Origin of the sequence: Sporomusa sp. GT1 (assembly GCF_014634905.1) — a bacterium.
Taxonomy (GTDB): Bacteria; Bacillota; Negativicutes; order Sporomusales; family Sporomusaceae; genus Sporomusa; species Sporomusa sphaeroides.
On sequence record NZ_BMBX01000010.1, the window covers coordinates 15,675 to 41,933 of the forward strand.

Consider the following 26,259-nt stretch of genomic DNA (forward strand, 5'->3'; position numbering starts at 1 on the left):
ACCCTGCCAATACTAAGGTTGAAGAATTCAACTATAGTAGCGGAAAGGGTGACAGTTTTGCGCAATAAGATGTACTACAAAGTCCTTAGCAGTGTTCTCCTGATCCTGTTTGTTATGGCTGCCGTTTTTGCCGGCGGCTGTGGTACCGGCACACCGGCCCCTAAACCTTTAAATGACGATCAGACCGGTCAAAATGAGGATCGGACCGGTCAAATGGCTCCCGACAATGTGCCCATGCCGCCACGCATGGTAATTGGCTACTATGAAAATCCCTGGCCGGGCACTCCGGACCAGTCAGGCTCATTTCCCAGCATGAAGGCTCATGCTAACAGTATGACGGGAGTAGGACCCTTCTGGTTCAAAGCCACTAAAGAAGGTACTCTGGAGGCCAAGGACAGTCAACTGGTATATGATACCGCCCGGCAGCTTGGACTTAGCATGTACCCGCTGGTTACTAATAAAACAGGTTCCACCGATGCTGTGCTGGGCGACCCGGCGGTCCGGACAAAGGTAACTGACAGTATTGTGAAACTGGTACAGGAAAAAGGCTATGACGGTATCAATATCGACTTTGAACTGCTGCCGCCTAAGCATAAAGACAACTTAACTGCCTTTATGACGGAATTGTACCCTAAAATGAAGGCCATTAATAAGGTGGTTATTGTGTCTGTATTCCCGCGGGTAGAAGTCGCCGAAGACGTTGCCGGTGCCTATGACTATCCTAATCTGGCTAAAAACGCCGATTTTCTACAGATTATGACCTATGATAATCACTGGGCTACCTCAGAACCCGGGCCGGTTGCTCCGGTAGACTGGTATGAGAAAAACATCAAATACGCCATTGAGCAGTCTGGCGGGCCGCATAAAGTGATTATCGGCGTGAGTGCGTACGGCTATGACTGGGTTGGTAAAAAGGGAGAAACGATAAAATATGTCGATGCCATTGTATTGGCGGAAAAACATGGTGCAAAGATAAACTATGATGATAAAGCCCAAGCTCCCTGGTTCAAATACAAAGACCACGAAGTTTGGTTTGAAAATGACAAAAGCACGGCGGCTAAGCTGGATATTGTCGCTAAATATAATCCTGCCGGCATTGCTATCTGGCGCCTGGGGCAGGAACAGCCGGAGATTTGGGGGATTATTGATAAAAAGTTCCCCAAAGGCAAGTAATGTCGGCACCTGCCACAAATGTGGCAGGTATTTTTTTGTAAAGAAAGAATACTAATAATAATCAATATTGGAGGCGAGAGTATGAGTGTTGTCGAAGTCACTATTGTCCCTTTAGGTACCGGTTCGCCCAGTGTTAGTCAATATGTGGCCGGGTGCCACAAAATACTTGAGCAGGCTACGGATCTCAACTACCAGTTGACGCCGATGTCGACTATTATCGAAGGTGACCTGAACCGAATCCTGGAGGTTATCCGCCAAATGCATGATACACCCTTTGCCGCAGGGGCTCAGCGGGTATCAACCACCATTAGGATTGATGACCGGCGGGATAAAGAACTTACGATGGCAGGAAAAATAAAAGCAGTTACCGACAAACTAGATTTAGTTTCAGGATAAACTGTAATCTGACAAAAAAGTCCTTGACGTAAAACTACATATTTTGCTATACTTCAAACAAGCCCCCGTTGCTAGGGGGCTTGTCTTGTTATCCTAACAGAAAGTGGAATCTTTCTTAAAAACAGGATCGATATCGGCTTCCACCGTCGCCACAGGCTCGGCGCAAGCCGTGTTTTCTTTATGTACTATATTTTGCAAAAGACGACGAAGGGGTGATTGTGTTAATGACATCATCGCGTCTCGAAAAACGGCTTGTCGAACAGCGCAAATCCCGGCGCAGCCGGTTTTTACTGATAGTAACGTGTTTGTTGTTATTTGTCACTGTGGCTGGTGCAACTTACTACTGGTCATCAGGCGGCAAGTTTGAAAAAGCCCGGAAAACCGGTGCCGGTGTCGCAGGGCTGCCCAATAAAGTCAACATCCTGGTAATGGGTGTCGATGAGCGCAGTGACGATGTCGGACGCTCAGATACTCTGTTTGTTGTTACTGTAGATACGTCGACAAACCAAGTGGCACTATTGTCGGTGCCGCGTGATACCAGAGTCAGGATTCCCGGCCATGGCTGGGATAAAATTAATCATGCCTATGCCCTAGGCGGCCATAAGCTTTCTCAGCGCGCTGTTGAGGATTTGCTGGGCATTCCTATGGATTATTACGCCATTATTAATTTTGCCGCTTTCAACAAAATTGTTGATGCTGTAGGCGGTGTTACTATTGATGTCGAAAAACGCATGTACTACGAAGATCCTTATGATAATCTGGTCATTGACATTAAGTCTGGTGAACAGCAAATGGACGGACGTACCGCCATTAAATATGTGCGTTATCGTGATGAAGAGGGGGATATTGGCCGGATTGAACGCCAGCAGAAATTTGTTAAGGCCATGCTTAATGAAGTTGCCAGCCCCTTTATCCTGCCACGGATACCGGGTATCATCCGGGAAGTAACCGACGCCCTTCAGACTGATTTGACAACCGCTGAAATGCTGAATCTGGCAAAACTGTTAAATGATGCCGCCAAGGCCGGTTTAAAGACCGAGATGGTTCCGGGAAAACCAGCCTATATTCACGATATTAGTTATTGGCTGCCGGATATTGTTGAGCTGCGGAATTATGTGGCTTCATCTCAGGGGATGACGACAGATGGAAAATTTGTGTCGGCAGCGCATACGCTGGCCAGCCAGTATGAACGCTCCATCCCGCAGGAAATGAAGATTGTTGAAGTACCGAAAAAACCGGCAGTAGATGAAAAAGATTCGAAAAAGAATACCTTGAAGGATTCCGAAGAGCCGGAGGAAAAAGATCCGAAGAAACCGGCCATAACCGATCCGAAAGCTCCTGACAAGCCAAAAGACACGAAAAAAACCAGGGTGCCGGAACCCAAACCCCCGGCAAAAACCAAAACTCCGGCAGCAGATAGCGGCAAGCTGAAGTTTGAAGTAGTTAATGCCAGCGGTACTCCGGAAGCCGGCAACCAAATGGCGGCAGAGCTTAGGAGTCAGGGCCATGATGTCATCAGTGTGGCGGGGATTAGCGCTGCCAACAAAAATACGGTAGTGATCGCTAACAGCAGTGAAGCCGGCAGTCAGTTAGCTGGTTTGCCTTTCCGTTATGCGCTCCAGGTAAATAACGACGATAGCAAAGCCAATGTAGTAAAAATAATTGTGGGCAAAGATTATGTGAACCGGTAAGGAAAATAAATTGTTTCCCGGCGCCAATCGTAGCTTAGCTTCTGCAAAAGCAGCAGCTAAGCTATTTTTTTTGTCTATTATGGGATACTATGGATGTATTTACCGCATTACAGGAAGAGGGGACAGTAGATGTGGATTGAGCAAATCCGCCGTCTTAAGATAGTGGGCCTTGTTGTTGTTGGTATTGTCAGCCTATTGGTGCTCCGGCTGGTATGGCTGCAACTGCTCCAGGGAGCTCATTACAAAAAAAATGCCGAACAGAACCGTACCCGGCAAATCAGCGTCCAGGCGCCGCGTGGTGTCATATATGACAGGAATGGCGAAATTCTTGTAAGCAGCAGACCAAGTTTTGCCGTTTCCATTATTCCTCATGAATATACCAATCCGCAGGAAGCTACGCCGCTGCTCGCGTCCATTACCGGTGTGGCGGTTGAGGAGATTAATCAATTATTGGCAGACAGTATTGATTTTCCGTATACACCGGTACGGATACAACGCAATGCCGATGACGTTATGATTGCCAGGATACAGGAGCGCCAGTATTATCTGCCCGGAGTGGTCCTTGAAGCCATACCTGTCAGGCAGTATGTCTATGAAGAACTGGCTTCCCATGTGCTGGGGTTTGTCGGCAGAATCAGCCAGGAGGAATATGCCAGGAACAAAGAACAGGGATACCACCCTGCCGACTTAGTTGGCAAGGATGGTTTGGAGCGGGAATGGGAGGAAGTGCTGCGCGGTACGGACGGTATCCGGCAGTCAGAAGTTAACGCCAGCGGCGAAGAAGTCCGCCCTCTGGGGAACCGGCCGTCTGTTACCGGCCGGGGACTGGTATTAACCCTTGATGCGAATCTGCAAAAAGCGGCAGAAGAAGCGCTGGCCGCTCAGGTTGCAGCCAGCCGTACGATCGGTGAACCTGCCAAGGGCGGCAGCGTGGTTGTGCTTGATGTCAACACCGGCGGTGTATTGGTAATGGCCAGCAATCCACCCTTTAATCCCAATCTGTTTGCGGGGGGCATTAGCAGTAAAGCCTGGAATGAGCTGATTGCCAATCCTGATCATCCGTTAAACAACCGGGCTATCCAAAACGCCTATCCGCCTGGTTCGGTATTTAAAATTGTTACCGCGGCCGCGGCGCTGGAGATGAACCTTACCACGCCGCAGGAGATATTTGACGATAGAGGTGTTTATGTACTAAATGGCTGGCGCTTTTACGGCTGGAACGTTAAGGGCCTTGGTAAGTTAAACATAGTTGACGGTTTGTCTTTATCGAGCGACCCGGTATTTTATGAACTAGGGCGCCGGCTGGGGGCGGATAACCTGGCAGCATATGCTTTAACTTTTGGCTTGGGCAAAGCCACCGGGATTAAGCTGGCAGGGGAAGTGAAGGGAATAGTACCGTATATTGAGTGGAAACAGGCCAATTATGGTGAGCCCTGGTATCCGGGGGAAACTTTGATTGCCGCCATTGGTCAGGGTTATTATCTGGCAACGCCGTTGCAGCAGGCGCTCTTGACTATGGCTGTAGCCAACGGTGGTATTGTCTATAAGCCAAGGCTTGTTGACCAAGTGCTGACACCGGAGGGCAGTCTTGCCGTAAGTTTGCCGCCTGAGGTTTTATGGACAATCTATCTGCGGCCTGAAGTATGGGACACCGTGCGGCAAGGATTGATTGCAGTTACCACCCGTGGCACCGGTGCCGCCGCATTCAAAGACTTTCCGCAAACAATAGCCGGAAAATCCGGTTCGGCAGAAACCGGCAGAGGTACTACCCATTCCTGGTTTGCTTGTTATGTTCCGGCCGAAAAGCCGGAAATTGCCATGGCCGTTCTCGTGGAAGAAGGCGGTGATGCTTCTGTGGCCGCCGTACCGGTTACCCGCCGGGTATTGGAAGCTTATTTCGGCATACCGAACAAGCAACTGCCGCCTGCTCCAAAAACCGATTAAAGGTGGCAGACAAGGATGGTAGGATAGGCAAGATTGCGCAGCGATCTTGCCTTATAAGTTTTGTGTACCACACAAAATCCGCGCGGGCGGCCGTCATAAAGCGCTGCGCCGCTGGCGAGTAACCTTCGCTTATACATAACGGCGGCCTGCGCCTCAGTGGTTTTTATTATTGCAAGTGAAAGGAAATTACCATTTAATCGCGAAGTATGATAAAATATTTGTGAAACTATAACGTAATCCGGGACGTGAATGTATGCAAGTGTACCCCATTAATCTAAAATTGACCGGTCGGCGTTGTGCGGTTGTCGGTGGTGGGGCAGTAGCTGAGCGGAAGGCAGCGGCACTTATCGCTGCCGGGGCTGAGGTCACTGTGTTTAGTCCGGTATTAACGCCCGGGCTCAGTGCGTTGCAGGAAGCAGGCGGCTTGTGCTGGACGCCGCGTGTCTATGTTGATGGTGATTTACATAATTTTTTTCTGGTATTTTGCGCCACCGACCAGCCGGAGATAAACCGTCAGGCAGCCGAGGCCGCCCGGGCGGCAGGAGCCATGGTCAATATTGCCGATGCGCCCGAGTTGTCTGATTTTTATGTGCCGGCACACATTGCCCAGGGCGATTTGCTGATCACCGTATCAACAGGAGGCGCCAGTCCTGTTTTAGCCAGACGGCTGCGGGAGGAAATGGCTGCAAGGTATGGACCGGAGTACGGTCAATATCTGGAGCTGATTGCCAAGCTGAGGCCGGAGATGAAAAAGCGGCTGGCAACAGCCAAAGCCCGGGAAAAATTCTGGCGGGAAACCATTGATCAAGAGGTGCTTGATTTGCTTAGAAAAGGCAAGTTTAGCGAAGCAGAGGAGAGAATGCGCCATGCAGCTTGTTGTATTAGGACTGAACCATAGAACCGCCCCGGTAGAAGTTCGGGAATGCTTCTCCTTTTCCGAAGAGCAAATCAAGGCGGCTTACAAACGTATTCATGAATATGATGATATTCGTGAATGCGTCATTTTGTCTACCTGCAACCGGACAGAGATGTATGCTGTTGTAGAAGATTCTGATGATGCCTTACCGGTCATGCAGGAGTTTCTTGATCATATGTCGCCGGGAGTGCTGGCTGAGACCAGCTATGATTATTTATTTTATTTTCAGGCGGAAGAATGTATTAGGCACCTGTTCCGGGTGAGCTCCAGTCTGGATTCGCTGGTGCTCGGTGAAGGCCAAATATTAAGCCAGGTAAAAACGGCTTATACCCTCGCCCGGACGTCAGGTGCTACCAGTACGGTGCTAAATACACTGTTTAACCGGGCGATTGCTGTTGGCAAGAAGGTGCGTACAGCAACCCGCATTGCTTATAATGCCGTGTCGGTAAGTTATGCCGCCGTTGAACTGGCTAAGAAAGTGCTTGGGGATTTGTCAGATTCCAATGTGCTGGTATTAGGGGCCGGTGAGATGAGCGAGTTGACAGCCCGGTACCTGGTGGCGAGCGGGGTGAAAACCGTATTTGTGTCCAACCGCAACCTGGACAGGGCCGAGGCTTTGGCGGACAAGTTCCGGGGAGTGGCCGTGCCGTTTGAACACTTTATGAAATGTGCGGTGGACGCCGATATCGTCATTACTTCCACCGGTGCTCCCCACTACATTATCCGCACCTGGGATGTTGCTCATCTGATGCCTAAACGGCGGGGACGGCCTATCCTGTTTATTGATATTGCCGTACCGCGTGATATTGAACCCGAGGTTGAGGCCATCGCCGGTGTGACTCTCTACAACATTGACGCTTTGGAAGCGGTGGTGGAATCCAATTTGCGCGAGCGGGAACAAGAGGCAGCTGCGGCTGAGCAACTGATTGACGAGGAAATGGCCTGTATTATTGCCCGGTTTCGCTATCTGGCCTACCAGCCTACCCTTGTCCGTCTGACCGACAAAGCTGAACGAATCCGGCAGCGCGAGGTTAAGCGGGCGATGGCGAAGCTGCCGGACATTACGGCTGAGGAACGGCGCATTGTGGAAAACATGTCGAAAATGATTGTGCGGAAATTGCTGCGTGATCCCATTATCAGGCTTAACGAAGCCGCCGGTACGGATAAGGAATATTACTACCAGGATGCTCTCCGCAACATGTTTCAGTTGGACCATTCCATGGATATGGTGCGGGAGCGGGCAGGTCATCGAGGAGAGGAACAAGACAGTGAAGCAAAAACTTGTCATCGGTACGCGCGGTAGTAAGCTGGCTCTCTGGCAGGCCCAGCATATAGCCGCCTGTTTGCGTGAGCGCTACCCGGAAATAGCAATAGAACTGAAACATATGGTAACAACCGGTGATAGAATTCTGGATGTGCCGTTAGCCAAAATCGGCGGCAAGGGTTTGTTTACCAAAGAATTAGAGGTGGCCATGCTGAGCGGTGAAATCGACTTAGCGGTACACAGTCTGAAAGATATGCCCACCGAATTGCCGGAGGGGCTGGTGCTGGCCGCCGTTACCGACCGGGTTGATCCCGGTGATGCTTTAATTAGTCCTCAATATAAAACACTGGATAACCTGCCGGCTCATGCCAGGGTAGGAACCTCCAGCCTGCGGCGCAAAGCCCAGCTCCTGAACGTCCGTCCGGATCTTACCATTGTTGATTTGCGGGGCAATTTGGATACCCGCCTGAAAAAACTGACAACCGAGAAACTTGACGCCATCTTGCTGGCGGTGGCCGGCCTCAGGCGCTTGGGCTGGGATGAGCATATTACTCAAGTTTTGCCGCAGGATATTTGCCTGCCGGCAGTTGGGCAGGGAGCTTTGGCCATTGAAGCGCGGGAAAATGATCCGGAGACGCTTGCCTTGCTGGCGTTTTTAAATCATGAGCCAACCCGGCAGGCTACCCTGGCGGAGCGGACCTTTCTGGCAGAAGTCGAGGGTGGCTGCCAGATACCGATCGGTGTTTACGGAGAGATCAAAGCAACAGGACAGCTAAGCTTGCAAGCCGTTATTATGTCGCCTGACGGCCAGGAAGCCGTGCATGATGCTATTGACGGCAGTCCGGCAGACGCTAGCTTGCTGGGACATACTCTGGCCGCACGCATGCTGGCAAGCGGCGGGCGTGAAATATTGGCAAAACTATTTGCCAGGGAGATGTAGGGGAGGATTCTATGAACCAGCCAATTGTCTACTTAGTCGGTGCCGGTCCCGGGGATTACGGGCTGATTAGTTTGAAAGCCATAGAATGTATCAAACAAGCCGATACTATCGTGTATGACCGGCTGGCCGATGACCGCCTGCTGGATCAGGCCCGGCCCAATGTTGAACTCATCTATGTAGGGAAAGCTTCCAGTGACCATACCATGCGGCAGGAGGATATCAACCAACTGCTGGTGGATAAGGCCAAAGAAAATAAAATTGTTGTCCGTCTCAAAGGCGGTGATCCGTTTGTTTTCGGGCGTGGGGGAGAAGAGGCCCTCACTCTCTTGGCTAACGGTATTCCTTTTGAGGTGGTGCCTGGTATTACTTCGGCTATCTCCGTACCGGCCTATGCCGGTATTCCGGTAACCCACCGGGGGATTGCCACCTCCTTTGCCGTCATTACCGGTCATGAAGATCCGACCAAGGGCGAATCCGGCATGAAGTGGGATAAGCTGGCTACTGCGGTAGATACCCTGGTGTTTCTCATGGGAGTGGAAAATCTGCCCCATATTACTGCCAAGCTCGTTGAACATGGCCGTCCGGCCGACACTCCGGCCGCCGTCATCCGCTGGGGCACCAAACCGGAACAGGAAGTACTGGTGACCACTGTTGGGACGGCTGCCAGCGATGTTGCCGCCAGAGGCTTAAAGCCGCCGGCCATCTTCATTGTCGGTCAGGTTGTCACCCTGCGCGACAAATTAGCCTGGTTTGACAATAAGCCCCTGTTTGGCAAAAAAGTGCTGGTTACCCGGGCGCGCGAACAAGCCAGCGTTCTTACTGACGGTTTAGCCAAGCTGGGTGCCGACTGTATGGAAGCTCCGGCCATAAAGATTGTGCCGCCGGCAAGCTATGAACCGCTTGATGCGGCTATTGCCTGTCTACAGGAATATGATTGGCTGATCTTTACCAGCGTAAATGGCGTGGAGCATTTCTTTGCCCGTATGGCAGCCGCCGGACTGGATACCAGAGCCATTAAAGCCAAAGTGGCCGCTATCGGCTCACCGACTGCCGCCAGACTTAAAGGCTATGGGATTGTCGCCGATATCATTCCGGCCGAATTCAGAGCCGAAGGCGTTATTGAGGCGCTGAAACCCCATATAACGCCCAGTATGAAAGTACTTATTCCCCGGGCCCTGGTTGCCAGGGATATTCTGCCGGAAAAGCTGACCGAGCTGGGAGCCTGTGTCAATGTTGTCCCCGCTTACCGTACCGTTACCGGCGATACCGACGGCCAGGAGCTGGCTGCTGCTTTAGCGGCAGGCAGCATTGATCTGGTTACATTTACCAGCTCATCCACCGTTACCAACCTGTTGGCATTGCTGGGGCAGGACGGTGCCCGGCTGGTTGCCAAAGCCAAAGTAGCCTGTATCGGCCCGATTACCGCCGAGACCTGTTTGACTCACGGCATCAAGCCTGACATTATTGCAGAGGAATATACGATTAAAGGCCTCATTGAAGCCATTACCACCTTATATGGAATCGGCTAGAATTTTTCCGGATATGCTGCCGGTAACGCCTGCAAGGCTTTACCGGCTATTATATAGTTAGTGCTGCAGCCAGCGATAATATGAAGTATATCACCGGATGCAGCACACAAGGAGGAATTATATTATGTCCATGGTATATCGTCCCCGGCGGCTGAGAGCTACCAGCGGCATCCGCAATATGGTGAGAGAGACGGCTTTGACACCTGACAACCTGGTCTACCCAATATTTGTCGTACCAGGCACCAAGGTGAAAAAAGAAATTTCCTCGCTGCCGGGCAACTACCATCTGTCGCCGGACATGGCCGTTGAATTGGCACGGGAAGTATATGCTCTGGGCATACCTGCTGTGCTGGTATTTGGCCTGCCTGAATACAAAGACGAGCGCGGCAGCAGTGCCTGGGATATGAAAAGTCCGGTACAGCAGGCTATTTTAGCCATCAAACAGGCGGTGCCTGAACTTGTTGTCATTAGTGATGTCTGTTTGTGCCAGTATACCGATCATGGGCATTGTGGCCTGTTAAACGGACATAAAGTGGATAATGACCCGACGCTGCCGCTGCTGGCTGCGGTTGCCCTAAGTCATGCCAAGGCCGGTGCCGACATGGTGGCGCCGTCCGATATGATGGACGGCCGGGTGGCTGCCATCCGGACCGGACTTGATGCCGGTGGCTATAGTGATGTAAGCATCATGTCCTATGCCGCTAAATATGCTTCTGCCTATTACGGACCATTCCGGGCGGCCGCCGATTCGGCTCCCCAGTTTGGTGACCGGCGGGCCTACCAGATGGACCCGGCTAACTCCCGGGAAGCGCTAAAAGAAGTGGCGCTGGACATCGAAGAAGGCGCCGATCTTGTTATCGTTAAGCCTGCTTTGGCTTACCTTGATATTGTCCGGCAGGTAAAAGACCGGTTCCTGCTGCCTGTTGTTGCCTATAATGTGAGTGGCGAATATGCCATGGTTAAGGCAGCGGCGGCTCAAGGACTGATTGACGAACAGCGGTTGGTTATGGAGACACTGCTGGGGATGAGGCGCGCCGGTGCGGATATTATTATTACCTACCATGCTCTTGACGCTGTGCGGTGGTTATAACTTTTCTGTTTGAAAGGAGTTAGAATGGCATGAATTTTACATTAGAGAAATCAGCAACTGCCTTTGCGGAGGCTAAGCGCTATATTCCCGGCGGTGTCAACAGTCCGGTCCGTTCCTTCCGGGGAGTTGGCGGCACGCCGCCGTTCATTGCCAAAGCGGCAGGCAGCCGGATTTATGATATTGACGGTCATTCCTATATCGACTATGTTGGTTCCTGGGGCCCCATGATTTTGGGGCATGCCCATCCGGAAGTAACGCATGAACTGACAGACGCTTTAACGCGCGGCACCAGCTATGGCGCGCCGACGCTGCTGGAAACGGAACTGGCCCGTATGATTACGGAAGCTGTACCGTCGATGGAACTGGTCCGCTTTGTTAATTCCGGCACAGAGGCCACGATGAGTGTCCTTAGGCTGGCCAGGGCGTTTACCAAACGTAATAAAATTATCAAATTTGCCGGCTGTTATCATGGCCATCATGACAGCCTGCTGGTTAAGGCCGGATCGGGTGCTACCACCTTAGGTGTACCGGACAGTCCGGGTGTGCCGGAGAGCATTGCCGGCAATACGATAACGGTAGAGTATAATGATGCGGCAGGTTTGGCGGCGGTATTTGAGAAACAGGGCGAGGATATTGCCGCTGTTATCATTGAACCGGTACCCGGCAATATGGGGCTGGTGCTGCCACGTCCCGGCTATCTTAAACAAGTCCGGGAGATTACCGAAAAATATGGTGCACTTTTAATTTTTGATGAAGTCATGTCAGGTTTCCGGGTAGCCTATGGCGGAGCCCAGGAATTGTATAATATTACGCCAGATCTTACTTGTCTGGGCAAAGTTATTGGCGGCGGTTTGCCTGTCGGTGCTTATGGCGGCCGGCAGGACATTATGGAATTGATTGCGCCGGCCGGACCGGTGTACCAAGCCGGTACATTAAGCGGTAATCCGCTGGCTATGACCGCCGGACTTGCCACCTTGCGCTTATTGTCGCACACTGAGGGCTTCTACGAGCAGGTGACCAAAACGACAGCCGCATTATGTACCGGCATACAGGCACAGGCACAAAAGCAAGGCTTCGACTTCCAGTTCCATCAGGTTGGCACGATGTTTGGTCTATTCTTTACCGACAAGCCGGTTTACGATTATGCCAGTGCCAAGCAGTCTGATGTTGATGCTTTTAATATATATTTCCATGCGATGCTGGAGCAGGGAGTTTATCTGGCTCCGTCCCAATTTGAGGCCAGCTTTATGTCTGGCGTACATTCGCAGGCTGATATTGATGCAACCATTGCCGCTAGCGGCAATGCCTTTGCGAAAGTCGCTCAATACTATAGTCAACGAAGAGCTTAACTGGATCGACCCTGTGTACACGATACACTGGGTCGATTTTTTATCCCAACAGAAAGTATAATTTCAGCTTGGCGCAAGCCGTGTTTTCTTTATGTTTAACAAAATGTACACGTTTGCGCGCCCCCGAAGCCTTATAGAAAAGGTGCCGGTATAAGGCCGGTCGGGCGGACGCTATACAATGCTATGTCACCGGTGCTTACCTTATGTCGATTTTTGTAAAAACATAAGAGAAATTGCGTTTGATTTTTCTGGAAAATAACAGAAAATTTTTAACTTTTTATTTTGTGAATATGATAAGATAGTACTATTAGCAAAGTATATACTATACCCCTGCAGGTAAAGGAGCTTGAGGTTCGTGAGTTTTGCCAAGCGCATGTTGGTGATACGAATATGGGGTGATCCCGCCTCACAACTGCAAATTATTGTCAGGCGTATGAGCAGTATTTCCGCCTTATTCAGCATGATAGCTGCTGTGGCAATCTCCGGCCCGCAGTGGCTGGTAGTTGTTGCCTTGGCTGTTACGCATATTATGTATAACTTGGTTTTTTGCTGGCAGCGACCTAAACTGCAATTGGGTGAACTTGTTTTAAATTTGGCACTGTGTGCGGGTTTTACGCTGGCTGGGGCCTTGTATAGTGAAGTCTTATATCATTTGCTGTTGATGCGCATGGTGCTCAGGGGCGGGCGCAGCCGGGTCTGGCGAATGGTCGCGGTTGTTTCGTTTGTGTATATGGCCGCTCATTCGTTGGTGGCAGGAGCCTTTACAGCTGCTTTTTGGCTGGAGCACATTTATAATATTATTGCGTTTGCCGTGGTATCTTTTACTACTGTTTATATGCTGCGGGTTGTTGAAAGCCAGCAGCAGCAGGAGGGACAAATTGCCCAGCTTATGCGGGAAAATGCCCGGCACTATAAACTGGCCCATACCGACGAATTGACAGGCTTGCTGAACCATCGCTCCTATTTGGAAAAAACGGCTGATTTACAGCAATATGCCCTGTTAATTGTCGATATTGACCATTTTAAGCAACTCAATGATGCTTATGGCCATTTGTTTGGGGATCAAGTGCTGACAACCATCGGCAATATTATTAGCATGAATATTCGTAGTAAAGATATGGCTTTTCGCTATGGCGGCGAGGAATTCGCGCTGGTTTTACCGGGAACATCTTTGGAATTGGGGTTTAAAATTGCTGAGCGCCTCCGCTTTCAGGTAAGCAACTGCGATTTTTTCCATCATGGGGAGCGGGTAAAAGTCACTATCAGTATCGGGGTGGCACTCAAGCAGCAAGGACTGACCTGCCAGGATGCATTTCAGGAGGCTGACAGCGCTTTGTACCGGGCTAAACGGCAAGGCCGCAACCAATGTGTGGTGTTTGAAACCGCAATTTAATGTTTGTGTAGGTAATCCAGGCTAAAGAGGCCGTGGTGAAACGTAAAAGTCTCACCACGGCTCCTTTTTTTACTATTTTTAAACTCCCTTATCAACATAAATGGCAACATTCCGGTGCGGATATTTTCTTTCAATATCAGGTATATTTTTACCGTGCAAGTCTAAGGGACGAATCACGCAGGTGATTCGCCCCTTTTTAAGAAAATATACTCGATTAGCAGTCAATACTGCCGGTGGCGTTGAGCTCTTCCTCGGTAACGCTGGCGCTGACCAGTTTCGCGATAACTAAGTCGCCGGATACGTTCAGCGTCGTTCTGCACATATCAAGGAAACGGTCAACACCGAGAATCAAGCCAAGACCTTCAACCGGCACACCGACATTTACGCATAAAATCGCAATGATTGGCAAGGTGCCGCCAGGAACGCCGGCTGTGCCGATGCCGCCTAAAACAGCCGTTAATACGACAATGATTTGTTGTTCAATTGAGAGGTTGACGCCGAAAACCTGTGCCAGGAACAACAGTACCACACCTTCATAGAGACCGGAGCCATTTTGGTTGGCCGAAGCGCCGCAGGTGAGGACAAAGCGGGAAATCTTCGGCGGCAGTTTTAAGGTTTTCTCTGCGGTTTCCAGTGCGATTGGCAAAGTGGCATTGGAGGAAGCGGTAGAAAAAGCGTATACATAGGCTTCCTTGCAAGACTTGAAGAATTCCCATGGGTTGGTTTTCGCAAATATTTTAAGAAATGCGGAGTAAACGACAAGCTGCTGAATTAAGATACTGAGCACGACCACAGCGGCAAAATAAGCGACATTGGTCAGGAACCCGGCGCCCATCCGATAGGTCGTATTGAATACGATGGCAAAGATGCCGTAAGGAGCAAGTCTCATAGCCCAGTCAATGATTTTCAGTGAAATATCAAAGATGGACTGCAACATGCGAACAAGCGGATGATTTTCCTCCTTAATGACCATGCTCATGGCATAGCCAAACATTAGTGCGAACACCATGACGGCAATGATTTCGCCGCCAAAGGCTCTGGCGGCAGAGTCAATCGGGTTTTGCGGAATTAAGTCAGTAATATAAGTAGTCCAGGGCTTATTTTGTGCAAGCTGCACATTTTTATTGATGCTGATAACCCCTTGGTTCTTGGCCAGCGCTTCTTTGTCAAATTCCACGCCAGCCCCGGGCTGCATAATGTTGGTCATGGTTACGGCGAGCATAACGGCAATTACGCTCAGGGCAACCGTGTACATGAGCGACTTGGCGGCAACCTTGCCCAGGTTGCGGCCTTTGCCAAGCTCATACACACCCAGCATTAGCGCCGAAACCAACAGGGGAACAACCACCATGAAAATCATTTTGAGGAATATGGCACCGGTCAGGGTGCACAAATCGGTGACTGTTTTCATGAAGGGATAGGATTTTTCCGGAAAAGAATAATAACCAATTAGACCGACGATGATACCTAAGACAAAGCCTAACAGCAGTTTTTGATATTGCTTCATACTTTTAACCTCCTATCTTAATCTTTTGATTTCGTGTTATGCAGTGAAGACAAACACCTCCCTTTTTAAAATGATCTATAAATGGAAAGTATTACAATAAATGTATAATTTGCTTTTTTTATAATTATTCCTTTTATTTTAAATTGAATATTGCAAAAATTTTTAAAAATACAAAATACATTTGGCATGTCACTGGTTTTAAACAAAGCAAAAAAGGGACGAATCACGCGTGGTGATTCGTCCCTTGACACTTTATTTCTATTAGCCTAAGATGGCTTTCAAATCTTCATCCGGAGTGGTAATTGGCTGAAGACCGAAATTGTCGTTGAGTACTTTGAATACTCCCGGGGTTACGAAAGCCGGAGCTGTTGGCCCTAAGCGGATGTCCTTCACGCCGAGGTGCAGGAGGGTAAGCAGGATGGCAACAGCTTTTTGTTCAAACCAGGAGAGTACGAAGGAGAGCGGCAGGTCATTTACGCCGCAATTGAAGACTTTGGCAAGAGCAACCGCCACTTGAATACCCGAGTAGGCGTTATTGCACTGGCCGAGGTCGATGAGGCGGGGAATGCCGTCAATGGTGCCGAAGTCAAGATGGTTAAAGCGGTATTTGCCGCAGGCTACGGTAAGAATTACGCAATCTTGCGGAATTTTTTCAGCCAGTTCGGTGTAGTAGTTGCGGCCGGGTTTAGCGCCGTCGCAACCGCCGATGAGGAAGAAGCGTTTAATTTTTCCGGCTTTAACAGCATCGACAATTTTGTCAGCCAGGCCGAGAATGGCGTTGTGGTGGAACCCGGTAGTCAGAGTGTAAGCGCCTGCTTTGTCAGCAAGCTGCGGCAGAGCCTTGGCTTTAGCGATAATTTCCGAGAAGTCGCGGTCGGCGATGTGGTTGCCACCCTGGAGGCCGGTTACACTGCGGGTATAGATGCGGTCACCGTAGGTCTCATTGGCTGTCAGCGGCATTACACAGTTGGTAGTCACTAAGATTGCGCCGGGGAAGGCTTCAAATTCTTTGCGCTGGTTCTGCCAGGCAGTACCATAGTTGCCAACAAGATGTTTGTATTTTTTGAGCTCAGGATAAGCATGGCCTGGCAGCATTTCACCATGGGTGTAAATATTGATGCCGGTGCCTTCGGTTTGTTTTAAGAGTTCTTCCAAATCAAGCAGGTCATGGCCGGTAACTAAGATACCGTGGCCGGCTTTAAAGCCTGTGAATACTTCTGTAGGTACAGGTGAGCCAAAACGGTCAACATGGGCTTTATCCAACAGTTCCATGACCTTAAGGTTAATTTCACCACATTTCAATACCATGGCAATATGTTTTTCCAAGCTGAAATTTACGTTAGTCAGCGTGAAGAATAAGGCGTCATGCATGAAAGCGTCAACTTGCTCGTCACGGGCACCCAGTTCGCGGGCATGGTGAGCATAGGCGGCAATGCCTTTGAGGCCGAAAATCAGGGTATCCTGTAAACTGGCAATATCTTCGTTTTTTCCGCAGACGCCAATTTTGGTACAGCCTGAGCCACCTGCAGTTTGTTCACATTGATAACAAAACATACTCATTTCTCAAATCCCCCTTGTTTGTTTGTAGCTTATGCTGTCATTATAAGGGATAAAGCAACTTGGGACTGTGACGTATGTCACAGTCCCAAGTGATTTTTCTCATCCCAACAGAAAGTATAACTTTCTTAAGAACAGGATAAGGGCAACATCGACTTCCACCGTCGCCAAAGGCTCGGCGCAAGTCGTGTTTTCTTTAAATTTCAGTTGTTTTAATATCCACCTTGTCTCCATTTGTAACAACTGCCGTATATTCAGTGGGTAAACCATTGAGCAATACGGTAATCCTGCCAACCGGCGGCAGGGTACGGGGATCAAAATCAGCAGCCAGCAGTACATCGCTAATAAGTGGCTGACGGTCAGGAGATATAGTAAAGTCAATGGTACTGCCGGGAACCGCAGTTTGGCCGGCTTCCGCCGGCTGACCATCCAATAACACGCTATAGCGGCGGACCGGGATGGCGCAGGGGGCGCCGTTGAATAACACATGGATGGTATCCTCATCTTTAGCGGTAATGCCCAGGACTTCTGCCAGGGTGGGCAGCGCTGGTTTGAGGGTTTCAATATTGTCACCAGGGGAAAGTGGGCTGTCCAGGGAAGCCGGAGCGGCATTAATCGTATATTTGGGCCATACTCTGTAGGAACGGTCGGTACCGTTAACCTGGTAGCGATATTCAGCAGGTGTGGCGGCGAGATTTAACCCGGCAAGCACTTGTTCTAATGTTTCTATAGGTGTGATACAAATTTGGTCACGATCGCACAGGCGCGTATCAGGCTCAGCCGGAATCCCGTTTACCGTTACCGGCGATTCCAGTTGATAGCTTTGACCGTCAAGCTGAATGGTCAGTGGTTCGGGTATGGGTGCGATTTCTCTGAGCAAAGGTGTCGGCGTTATACCGTCAGAGCCTGGTGTTATTTCCAGGATATCCTGATCACAGAGAATATCGGTAAGCTTGGCTGGCTGGCCGCCGCGCATAATTTGACCGGCAATGCCATGACCGCCGGGAATAAAGCGGGTTTGGCCATTGACGGAAATGGTCAGACCCATACCTGGCCGGCCGCGCAGCGCCCGGATATCAATGCCGGCGGCCAGGAGCGCATCGGCTATTGTTAAGCGGCTTAGGTTAAACAAGCGGATGGGTCGCTCGTTGACGGTAATATTAATGAAGTTTAAGGTACGTCCGCCGGCCAGTTTTAAAATTCCCAGTGGAGTCACCGCATCAGGGGTACATAAGGCAGAGGGTATGCCGGTAATGCCTTCAATGGAATCAGGGCGGCGAATGGCAACTCTCGCTGCCGGAATGTCCAGAGCCTCCGCTAATGCTTCCGGTAAGAGCGGTGTCAGGGCGCCGCCGCCGACCAGGAGGACGGCCTGCGGCTGCTGGGTATTGAGAGTCAGAATTTCGCCGGCAATAGCCTGGGCCAGTTCAACTACCTTGGGGGCCAGGGAATCAATAATGGTCTTGGCCGACTCTTTGTGAGGCATGCCCAGCACGTCGGTGAAGGCAATTTTTTTATTATTACTGCCAAGCTGGCGTTTAACCGTTTCGGCGACATTGAAATCAAGCAAAAAATGCTGTGATATGGCTTCGGTAATTTCATCTCCGGCCAGTGGCACCATGCCATAGCCAATCACTGAGCCGTCGCGGGTTATAGCTACATCGGAGGTGCCTGCGCCGACATCGACAAGTACGAGATTTAGATGGCGCATGGTTGAGGGGATGAGGACATTAATGGCGGCAATGGGTTCCAGTGTAAGGGTTGCCATTTCCAGACCGGCGGCTTGAATGGAGGACTGCAGGGAATCAATGACCTGCCGGGGCAAGAAGGTGGCAATGACTTCGATAGACGAGCGTTTGCCGCGCTGGCCAACAAGGCTTTTGATGCGGGTGCCGTCCAGGCTGAAGCTGACGACGCTGTAGCCGACACAGTAGTAATCGGCCGGGTCAGCCACCGCACCGGAGGTAGCCAGTTCGGCCTGGGCCGTCTGGATGGCCGCCAGTTCAAGGGAGCGTTCATCCTCCGGGGTAAGTGGGCCGCGGGAGGCTGTTTCCAGCTCGGCCGAGATCCGCAGGGTGCACAGGGCGCGGCCGGCGGCAGCTACCGCGACTTTGGTCAACTTGCCAACAGTCGCCTCCAGGCGGGAAGTGACTGCCGCCAGTACTTCGGCAACTTCCAGCACATCGTGGATCTGCCCGTCAAGCATAGCCCGGGTATGATGTTCTTCCCGCTCTGAGGCTATTAGTTTTATCGTGCCGTTTTGCACCTCGCCGACAAGTCCGACGACACTTCTGGTACCGATATCTAAAGCAAAGAGGAGTTGGTTATTGTCCATAAGTACTCCTTCATTCATTGTATTCAGAATCAACAATGCTAATTTCGCCGCAGGATATCCTATATCCTGTCAGTAAATTTAAGAATATGGCACACATTTATGATTTTTGTCTAAGATTCATAACAATATTTTAGTGTATTGCGTCAGATTATTTGGTAAGATATAGTTTAGGTAGTAGGAGAGGAGGTTACGTAAGTTGTCTACTATACATATAATACTTGACAGTACTGCTAATGCACCTGAAGAAATGCTGGCAGCTCACCCCAACCTTCATATAGTACCGCTAAAAGTGATTATCGGGGATACTGACTGGAATGAGCCTGAACTGAGCAATACAGAACTGTTTCGCATAGCTAAAGAAAAAGGGATACATCCGCGCACCTCGCAGCCGGCACCGGGCGATTTTGCCCGGGTATTTTCTCCGGCAGCCGAGGGGCATCCTATAATAATGATTAGTGTTTCGGGTGGTTTAAGCGGGACCGTTAACGGTGCAAGAGCGGCGGCCAAAGAATTCAAGGGCCGTGAAATCTATGTGATTGATTCCCGTACGTCGTCAATTGGCATGATAAAAATGGCAGAGGCGGCACTTAAGCTGGCTGCTGCCGGCAACCCGGCAGCGGCTATTGCCGAACAGCTGCAGCAGATGGCAGATGCCACCCACACGCTGATTCTGCCTGACTCTCTGGATTATCTGTATAAAGGCGGCCGGATTGGCGGTGCAGCAGCGCTGGTTGGTTCGATTTTGCAAATTAAGCCTATCCTTACCTTGCGCGAAGGTAAGGTAGTGGTGTTTGATAAGGTGCGTACCAGGACGCGGGCGGTGGCACGGATGCTGGAGGAACTGGATAAGCATGGTGAACTTGAATATATTGGGGTGGCGCATGGCGAAGCCCAGGCAACAGCCCAGGAGATATATGATACGGTTTGCCAACGCTACCCCAACATTCCGGTATTACTGAGCGGTATCGGTTCGGCACTTGGCGCCCATTTGGGTCCTGGTGTCCTTGGCCTGTTTTTTCAAAAGAAGCAGTAATACAGTAGAGGAGGGAACTGTATGCAATCCAGCATGGATGTCATTAATGGGAGAGATTTTCGCCGCATGATTGCCGGGGCGTATGGAGCCTTCATGCGCGAACACGAATACATCAACAGTCTCAACGTATTTCCTGTACCGGATGGCGATACCGGTACGAATATGCTGCTGACATTGGGGGCGGTGGCCAAAGCGGTGGCCGAAGCGCCTGATGAGGGGATTGGTTCTCTGGCGCGCCGGGGTGCGGACAGTGCCATTATGGGGGCCAGAGGCAACTCCGGGGTGATCTTGTCGCAACTCTTGCGCGGCATTGCCCGGGGGCTGTCCGGCAAGGACACGGCTACGGCGGCGGAAGTGGGCAAAGCCTTTCAATATGGCGTATTGTACGCGTACCGGGCAGTAGCCCGGCCGGTTGAGGGCACAATCCTGACGGTGGCGAAGGGCATTGCCAAGGGGACGCACCGGGCGGTGCGGGACCGGGTGGCTTTTGCCGATATTTTGACAGAAGCAATTAGCGCCGGACAGGAGGAACTTAAACGGACGCCGGACTTATTGCCGGCGCTCAAGGCCGCCGGCGTAGTTGATGCCGGTGGTCAGGGCCTGATTGTGTTTCTGGCAGGGTGTCTGGAAGGGCTGGAGGGGCGGTTCAGCGGGCCTGAAGCCGATTTTGGCCGTACCTTGACAATATCCGGCATGACTGCTGAGGTTACTATTGCCCATCCGTATTGCACCGAGTTTGTGGTCAAGCGATTTGCCGCCAGTAAAGCAGAAGTTAAGCGTCAGTTAGAGCAGATGGGTGATTCACTGGTGCTCGCACCCGGTGAGGGCATTTTAAAAGTACATATTCATACCGCTCACCCGGGCGCCGTACTGGAATCGGCAATCGCCTGGGGAACGCTGCATGATATTAAGATTGATAATATGTCTGATCAACACCGGCAAACGCTGGAGACTGCCGGGGAGGCGCAGGTCAGGTCAGGACTGGCCGTCATTAGTGTGGTGTCAGGCGAGGGGCTTGCCAACATTATGCGGCAAATGGGGGCAGACATTGTTATTACCGGCGGGCAAACCATGAATCCGCCGGTGGAGGAGTTCGTGGCCGCTATCCACAACAGCTCGGCCGAAACCTATATTATATTGCCTAACAACAAGAATATTGTGCTGGCTGCCGCGCAGGCGAAAAAACTGTTGGGCGACGACCGGGTGGCTATTGTGCCTACCACCAATGTGCCGCAAGGCTTGGCGGCTGTGCTGGCCTTTGATGCCCAGCGTGATCTGGCTGACAATCTGGCCCGGATGGCCGAGGCGCAGGCTGCGGTGAAATCAGCCAGTCTGACGATTGCTGTCCGCGATTCGCTGGTGAATGGTCAGAAGGTGCCTGAAGGCGCATATATCGGCGTCATAGACGGCAGTGTGGCGGTGTGGGCTGACGGGTTGTCCGCGGCATTGACGCAGGTCGTTAAACAATTGGTTGATCCTGATACCGGCATCGTGAGCCTGTACTACGGAGCAGAGCTTGACGAGGCTGAAGCTAAGGTCCTGGCAGCAGGGCTTGCCGAACAGCTTGATGCTGTGGAAATAGAAGTGTATTTTGGCGGGCAGCCGCACTATCAATTTATCATCAGTGTGGAGTGACAGGGAGGGAAATGATGTTAAGCTCACTAAATATCAGCGACTTTGCCGGCAGGCTGGCTGCGGCAGAGGTACCGCCAGGCGGGGGAAGCGCGGCAGCTATCAGTGGTCTGATGGGGGCGTCGCTCCTGGAGCTGGCGGTAAATTATTCGTTAAAGAGTCCGGGACAGGTGGTGTGCAGTGAATTGCTGCTTGCCAAGCAGGCCGACTTGAGCAGACTGCATATTGAACTGACTATTTTGATTGACAGAGATGCCTTAGCACTGCGGGGATTGCTGGCGGCAGCCGGTTTACCGGAGAATGGTGCCGAAAAGCAGCAGGCGCGCCGGCTTGCCTTGCAGAAGGCGGTAAAACTGGCCGCAGAGGTGCCGATTGAGACAGCCAGGTCTTGTTTGGAGGTTGTTGAGATTGCCAAAACCATTGTGGCAAAAGTAGACAAGATGGTAGTGAGCGATTTGATGGCCGGCGTAGCCATGGCCTATGCCGGCATTGTCGGCAGCCTGCTCAGTACGGCCATTAATCTGAATGAGCTGGAGGATGAGCTTCTGGTTAATGCCCTTAAAGGCCAGATCTATCTGTTGCAATCAACGGCCGATGAACTGAAGGCCGCCATTGAGGACAAGGTCTATGCCAGTGCTCCCTTTAGTGTTGTCAGGGGATAATTCTCCGGTCAACATAGGAAACCGATAGTGTTGTTAACAAAGCCCTGTATCCAGGTTGTAAGCCTGGATACAGGGCTTTGGGTGCTTATGCTTTGGGAACTTGCTTTAAACTAAGCGCAATGCGTTGGCGGGCTTCGTCCACATTAATCACCATTACATCAATGATATCGCCGACAGATATGACATCAATGGGGTGGCGGAAATGTTTGTGGCTGAGCTCGGAACGGTGAATAAGACCGTTGATTTTGATACCGATGTCAACAAAGGCGCCGAAGTCGGTAACGTTATGGACTGTGCCTTTGACAATGGTGCCTGGTGTGATGTCAGACAGCTTGACAATGTTTTTGCGGGTTTGCGGCGGGGGTACATCTTCTCTGGGGTCACGTCCGGGCTTGGCTAATGCGGCCAGAATATCCCGCACGGTAGGTTCGCCGGCTCCGAGCTCGGCGGCCAGTTTGGCGGCGTCGGCAGCCGGTGCTGTTTGCTGGAGGGCAGCCAGCTTATTTTTGTCAGACAAATCTTTTAGGGTAAAGCCAAGTTTGCCTAAGAGGGCTTCCGCCAGTTCGTAGGATTCCGGGTGAACCGGCGTGTTGTCAAGCGGATTGGCAGCCTTGGCAATGCGTAAAAAGCCGGCACACTGGGTAAAAGCGGCTTTGCCCAGGCGGGCCACCTTTAAGAGCTCTTTGCGGCTTTTAAACTGGCCGTTTTCGGTGCGATAGGCAACAATGTTCTTGGCGACACCGGCATTAATGCCGGCAACATGGGTTAACAGCGCCGGGGATGCGGTGTTGAGTTCCACACCAACATGGTTAACGCAGGATTCCACGATATTGGTTAAGGTGCCGCCTAATTCCTTCTGATTTACGTCATGCTGGTATTGACCGACACCGATGGATTTGGGATCGATTTTTACCAATTCGGCCAGTGGGTCCTGAATCCGGCGGGCAATGGAAACGGCGCCGCGAATGGAGACGTCCAGATCAGGCAGTTCGTCCTTGGCCAGCTTGGAGGCCGAATACACGGAAGCGCCGGCTTCGTTGGCAATGATGTAATGAATGTTTAGATTATGGGTATTGATGAGGTTGGCAACAAATTCTTCGGTTTCGTAGGAAGCTGTGCCGTTGCCAATCGAAATCAGGGTTACGCCATGGGTTTTGACGGCCTCCAGGACTTTGGCGGCGGCTTCTTCGCGCTGGCGCTCACTCATGGTCAGGTAGATGGTATTGGTGGTGAGAACCGCCCCGGTAGGGCTGACGACAGCCAGTTTGCAACCGGTACGGTAACCCGGGTCCAGTCCCATAACTGTATGACCGGCCAGCGGCGCTTGCAGCAGCAGCTGGCGCAGGTTAAGACCAAACACTCTGATGGCCTGTTTTTCGGCATTTTCCGTTAAGAGGCTGCGGATTTCCCGTTCCAGTGCCGGAAACAGCAGCCGTTTGTAACCGTCGGCAATGGCGGCAAGCAGGATTGGGGTGAAAATAGAGCTGCCGGTAATCAGCTTATTGGCAATTAATTTGATATTGCCTTCGTGGTTGGTAACCAGCTCAACTTTAAGCGTACCTTTGGTTTCACCGCGGTTAACAGCCAAAATCCGGTGGGACGGCATGCGCTTAACCGGTTCCTGATATTCTTTATACATGAGGAATTCCCTGGCTTCGGCTTCTGCCACGGCAAGCTGGCTGGCAATTTCCGCCTTTTGCCACAACTCTTTGCGGAGCATGGCACGGATGTCGGCCTGCTCGCTGACGGTTTCGGCCAGGATGTCCTGGGCGCCGGCCAGTGCCAATTCAGCGGTGGTTATTTCGTGTTCGGCATTTAGGTATTGTTCGGCAAGCACCAGCGGGTCACCGTCAGTAAGTTCCTGGGCCAGAATGGTTTCCGCCAAAGGCTCCAGCCCTTTTTCCCGGGCGATTTGGGCCCGTGTCCGCTTTTTGGGGCGGTAAGGGAGGTAGAGGTCTTCCAGCTCCTGCAGTTTGGTTGCTGCCTGGATGGCCTGTGCCAGTTCCGGCGTTAACTTGTCCTGGGACTCAATGCTGGCAAGGATATCTTCCTGCCGTTTGATCAGATTGCGCAAGTATTGGGTGCGCTCTTCAATGGTACGGATATGTTCTTCGTTAAGTTCACCGGTGACCTCTTTGCGGTAGCGGGCAATAAAGGGTACGGTATTGCCGTCATCCAACAAGGTCATTGTGGCCGATACCTGATGCGGCTTAACGGCCAGTTCGCGGGCAATAATAGCGGGGATTTCGGTAATAAGCATCTGTTCACCATCTTTATTAATATGTTTTAACTTCTATATTATATCAGTTTGTGCCGTCAGGACAATATAATTGCAGTCAATTGTTGCGGTAAAGGATTATTTTTCAAAGAGCAGAATGATATATAAGTGAAGCTTGCTTCGCTGCGCCCGCAATGACCGGTTCAGGGGATCGCCTTAATGGCCGGTGCGGGTGCTTCCATGCTTTAAATGGTTTGTCAGGGGGAGCCTAGCGTGCCTTTAGCTATAAAACAATACATGAACAGACAAATTATAAAACTTGCCTGGCCGGTGATCTTTGAAGGTGTGGTCATCGTGGCGGTTAATGTGCTGATTACCGCCATGGTCGGGCGCCTTGGGGCAGTACCGCTGGCAGCCGTCGGGTTGGCCGTCATGATGCAGTTTTCGGCGGCTATGATATTTGCGGCGGCAGGCACAGGTGCTGCCGCTATTGTGGCCCGCGAAACCGGGGCTTGTCACTGGCAGGAAGTCAGAAAGATTACCGGACAGGCTATTTTACTGGGGGGCGGGTTGGGAATTGCGCTGGCGGTACTGGGGCTGGTATTGGCAAAGCCGATATTGGATTTGACGGCGGCTGATCCGGAAATCAACCGGCTGGCGACTGTTTTGGTCAAAATTTCGTTTGGTTTTACTCCCTTCTTTTTGCTGATGTCCGTCGGCAACGCCATTTTGCGGGGGATGGGGCAGACCCGGATTGCTTTTTATATAACCATCTTCAGCAATACGCTGGCTCTCATTATTGCTTACACTCTGGTATTTGGTTATGCCGGCATGCCGGCACTGGGACCGTATGGCGCGGCCTGGGGTCTGGGGGTGTCGCAACTGGCCGGCGGCTTGGCGGCCCTGGCTGTGCTTAGGCGCCGGGAAACGGTGGGGCTGACTTTGCGGGATATATTGACAGTCGATAAAGCAGTCATTCAGCGGATTGTGGCTATTAGTGTTCCGGCGGCGCTGGAACAACTGGCTATGCAGGGCGGCCGTATGGTATTCATGTTTATGCTGGCCGGCGTGGGGGCGGTGCAGTTTGCCGCCCACCAAATCGCAGTACAAATTGAGTCCATGTCGTTTATGCCCGGTTTTGGCTTTTCAATAGCCGCCATGACGCTTGTCGGACAATATTTAGGCAAGGGTATGCCGCACCGGGCCGAGCAGTTCGCCTGGCTGACCAATAAGATTGCTTTCTGGAGTATGGCGGTTATGGGGGTAATTATTTTTGTGTTTGCCCGGCCGTTGGCGGCACTGTTTATTGATGATCCGGCGGTTATTTACTGGGGTTCGCTTTGTGTGATGGTTGCCGTGCTGGAACAGCCGACAATCGCCCTTTGCTTTGTTCTGGGCGGGGCGCTGAGAGGGGCGGGCGATACGCGCTGGCCTATGTATGTCACAACCCTAGGCGTATGGCTGATCCGCCTGCCGCTGGTATATGTATTTATTATTGTCTGGGGCTATGATATTACGGCTGCCTGGTATATTACGGCAGGCGATTTTCTCATCCGCAGCGCCATTTTATGGCGGCGGTTCAGCTCGAAAAAGTGGCTGTAAATAGCAAACGTCACGCCTAGGCGTGACG

General features: G+C 51.4%; 19 protein-coding genes. 15 read left to right on the top strand and 4 right to left on the bottom strand.

From position 1 onward, the window contains the following. The first annotated feature begins 48 nt into the window (after positions 1-48). The 11 genes from GT1_RS12530 to GT1_RS12580 all read left to right on the top strand — a co-directional run bounded on the left by GT1_RS12530 (position 49) and on the right by GT1_RS12580 (position 13,685). A complete protein-coding gene (locus GT1_RS12530; protein ID WP_188399129.1) occupies positions 49-1,173 on the top strand; it encodes a glycosyl hydrolase family 18 protein in 1,125 nt (374 codons plus the stop codon). A gap of 81 nt (positions 1,174-1,254) precedes the next feature. Next, positions 1,255-1,569 carry an MTH1187 family thiamine-binding protein gene (locus tag GT1_RS12535; RefSeq protein ID WP_075758041.1) on the top strand — a complete coding sequence of 105 codons (315 nt, stop codon included), beginning with the start codon at positions 1,255-1,257 and terminating at the stop codon, positions 1,567-1,569. A gap of 224 nt (positions 1,570-1,793) precedes the next feature. After that, positions 1,794-3,260 carry an LCP family protein gene (locus tag GT1_RS12540; protein ID WP_188399034.1) on the top strand — a complete coding sequence of 489 codons (1,467 nt, stop codon included), beginning with the start codon at positions 1,794-1,796 and terminating at the stop codon, positions 3,258-3,260. 129 nt (positions 3,261-3,389) lie between these two features. Further along, positions 3,390-5,204, top strand: coding sequence for a penicillin-binding protein 2 (gene mrdA / locus GT1_RS12545; RefSeq protein ID WP_188399035.1), 1,815 nt, complete (start codon positions 3,390-3,392; stop codon positions 5,202-5,204). A 253-nt stretch (positions 5,205-5,457) separates the two neighbouring features. Further along, positions 5,458-6,102: a bifunctional precorrin-2 dehydrogenase/sirohydrochlorin ferrochelatase gene (locus GT1_RS12550; protein WP_188399036.1), complete on the top strand. Its 645-nt coding sequence runs from the start codon at positions 5,458-5,460 to the stop codon at positions 6,100-6,102. Further along, a complete protein-coding gene (gene hemA / locus GT1_RS12555; protein ID WP_188399037.1) occupies positions 6,071-7,423 on the top strand; it encodes a glutamyl-tRNA reductase in 1,353 nt (450 codons plus the stop codon). Before GT1_RS12550 ends, hemA begins: the two co-directional genes overlap by 32 nt. Next, positions 7,389-8,324 (top strand): hydroxymethylbilane synthase, encoded by a 936-nt coding sequence (hemC, locus tag GT1_RS12560; RefSeq protein WP_223226230.1) that lies wholly within the window; start codon positions 7,389-7,391, stop codon positions 8,322-8,324. Before hemA ends, hemC begins: the two co-directional genes overlap by 35 nt. 11 nt (positions 8,325-8,335) lie before the next feature. Next, on the top strand, positions 8,336-9,853 hold the full coding sequence (gene cobA / locus GT1_RS12565) for a uroporphyrinogen-III C-methyltransferase (RefSeq protein WP_188399039.1): 1,518 nt from the start codon (positions 8,336-8,338) through the stop codon (positions 9,851-9,853). 124 nt (positions 9,854-9,977) lie between these two features. Further along, positions 9,978-10,943: a porphobilinogen synthase gene (gene hemB, locus GT1_RS12570; RefSeq protein WP_188399040.1), complete on the top strand. Its 966-nt coding sequence runs from the start codon at positions 9,978-9,980 to the stop codon at positions 10,941-10,943. Between the two features lie 29 nt (positions 10,944-10,972). Then, the gene (gene hemL, locus GT1_RS12575; protein WP_188399041.1) at positions 10,973-12,292 is read left to right on the top strand and encodes a glutamate-1-semialdehyde 2,1-aminomutase; all 1,320 of its coding nucleotides are present in this window, start codon (positions 10,973-10,975) and stop codon (positions 12,290-12,292) included. A 355-nt stretch (positions 12,293-12,647) separates the two neighbouring features. Further along, a complete protein-coding gene (locus GT1_RS12580) occupies positions 12,648-13,685 on the top strand; it encodes a diguanylate cyclase (RefSeq protein ID WP_188399042.1) in 1,038 nt (345 codons plus the stop codon). Positions 13,686-13,899: 214 nt separating this feature from the next. Here GT1_RS12580 and GT1_RS12585 read toward each other — a convergent pair whose 3' ends face one another. From GT1_RS12585 to GT1_RS12595, 3 genes are all read right to left on the bottom strand, one after another. Beyond that, on the bottom strand, positions 13,900-15,192 hold the full coding sequence (locus GT1_RS12585) for a dicarboxylate/amino acid:cation symporter (RefSeq protein WP_188399043.1): 1,293 nt from the start codon (positions 15,190-15,192) through the stop codon (positions 13,900-13,902). 261 nt (positions 15,193-15,453) lie between these two features. Next, positions 15,454-16,752 carry a hydroxylamine reductase gene (gene hcp / locus GT1_RS12590; RefSeq protein ID WP_223226231.1) on the bottom strand — a complete coding sequence of 433 codons (1,299 nt, stop codon included), beginning with the start codon at positions 16,750-16,752 and terminating at the stop codon, positions 15,454-15,456. Positions 16,753-16,945: 193 nt separating this feature from the next. Then, positions 16,946-19,102 (bottom strand): cell division protein FtsA, encoded by a 2,157-nt coding sequence (locus GT1_RS12595; protein WP_223226232.1) that lies wholly within the window; start codon positions 19,100-19,102, stop codon positions 16,946-16,948. A 178-nt stretch (positions 19,103-19,280) separates the two neighbouring features. Between GT1_RS12595 and GT1_RS12600 the strand changes: the two genes are divergently transcribed. From GT1_RS12600 to GT1_RS12610, 3 genes are read left to right on the top strand one after another with little or no spacing between them, the layout of a single operon-like run. Beyond that, complete coding sequence (locus GT1_RS12600; protein ID WP_188399044.1) at positions 19,281-20,117, top strand: DegV family protein; 837 nt, start codon at positions 19,281-19,283, stop codon at positions 20,115-20,117. 21 nt (positions 20,118-20,138) lie between these two features. Then, positions 20,139-21,752 (top strand): DAK2 domain-containing protein, encoded by a 1,614-nt coding sequence (locus GT1_RS12605; protein ID WP_188399045.1) that lies wholly within the window; start codon positions 20,139-20,141, stop codon positions 21,750-21,752. 11 nt (positions 21,753-21,763) lie between these two features. Beyond that, the gene (locus GT1_RS12610; protein ID WP_188399046.1) at positions 21,764-22,411 is read left to right on the top strand and encodes a cyclodeaminase/cyclohydrolase family protein; all 648 of its coding nucleotides are present in this window, start codon (positions 21,764-21,766) and stop codon (positions 22,409-22,411) included. A gap of 85 nt (positions 22,412-22,496) precedes the next feature. On the opposite strand, the gene GT1_RS12615 is transcribed toward GT1_RS12610, so the two are convergent. Continuing rightward, positions 22,497-24,671: a Tex family protein gene (locus tag GT1_RS12615; protein WP_188399047.1), complete on the bottom strand. Its 2,175-nt coding sequence runs from the start codon at positions 24,669-24,671 to the stop codon at positions 22,497-22,499. Positions 24,672-24,926: 255 nt separating this feature from the next. Between GT1_RS12615 and GT1_RS12620 the strand changes: the two genes are divergently transcribed. Beyond that, the gene (locus GT1_RS12620) at positions 24,927-26,231 is read left to right on the top strand and encodes an MATE family efflux transporter (RefSeq protein ID WP_223226233.1); all 1,305 of its coding nucleotides are present in this window, start codon (positions 24,927-24,929) and stop codon (positions 26,229-26,231) included. The last annotated feature ends 28 nt before the right edge of the window (positions 26,232-26,259 follow it).

Bases quoted from the DNA above. Each gene is read 5' to 3' on its own strand.
- hemB (WP_188399040.1), top strand. From the start codon at position 9,978: ATGTCCATGGTATATCGTCCCCGGCGGCTGAGAGCTACCAGCGGCATC.
- hemL (WP_188399041.1), top strand. From the start codon at position 10,973: ATGAATTTTACATTAGAGAAATCAGCAACTGCCTTTGCGGAGGCTAAG.
- GT1_RS12615 (WP_188399047.1), bottom strand. From the start codon at position 24,671: ATGCTTATTACCGAAATCCCCGCTATTATTGCCCGCGAACTGGCCGTT.
- GT1_RS12550 (WP_188399036.1), top strand. From the start codon at position 5,458: ATGCAAGTGTACCCCATTAATCTAAAATTGACCGGTCGGCGTTGTGCG.
- hcp (WP_223226231.1), bottom strand. From the start codon at position 16,752: ATGAGTATGTTTTGTTATCAATGTGAACAAACTGCAGGTGGCTCAGGC.
- GT1_RS12610 (WP_188399046.1), top strand. From the start codon at position 21,764: ATGATGTTAAGCTCACTAAATATCAGCGACTTTGCCGGCAGGCTGGCT.
- mrdA (WP_188399035.1), top strand. From the start codon at position 3,390: ATGTGGATTGAGCAAATCCGCCGTCTTAAGATAGTGGGCCTTGTTGTT.
- hemA (WP_188399037.1), top strand. From the start codon at position 6,071: ATGCAGCTTGTTGTATTAGGACTGAACCATAGAACCGCCCCGGTAGAA.
- GT1_RS12605 (WP_188399045.1), top strand. From the start codon at position 20,139: ATGCAATCCAGCATGGATGTCATTAATGGGAGAGATTTTCGCCGCATG.
- GT1_RS12535 (WP_075758041.1), top strand. From the start codon at position 1,255: ATGAGTGTTGTCGAAGTCACTATTGTCCCTTTAGGTACCGGTTCGCCC.
- GT1_RS12540 (WP_188399034.1), top strand. From the start codon at position 1,794: ATGACATCATCGCGTCTCGAAAAACGGCTTGTCGAACAGCGCAAATCC.
- cobA (WP_188399039.1), top strand. From the start codon at position 8,336: ATGAACCAGCCAATTGTCTACTTAGTCGGTGCCGGTCCCGGGGATTAC.
- GT1_RS12620 (WP_223226233.1), top strand. From the start codon at position 24,927: ATGAACAGACAAATTATAAAACTTGCCTGGCCGGTGATCTTTGAAGGT.
- GT1_RS12585 (WP_188399043.1), bottom strand. From the start codon at position 15,192: ATGAAGCAATATCAAAAACTGCTGTTAGGCTTTGTCTTAGGTATCATC.
- GT1_RS12595 (WP_223226232.1), bottom strand. From the start codon at position 19,102: ATGAATGAAGGAGTACTTATGGACAATAACCAACTCCTCTTTGCTTTA.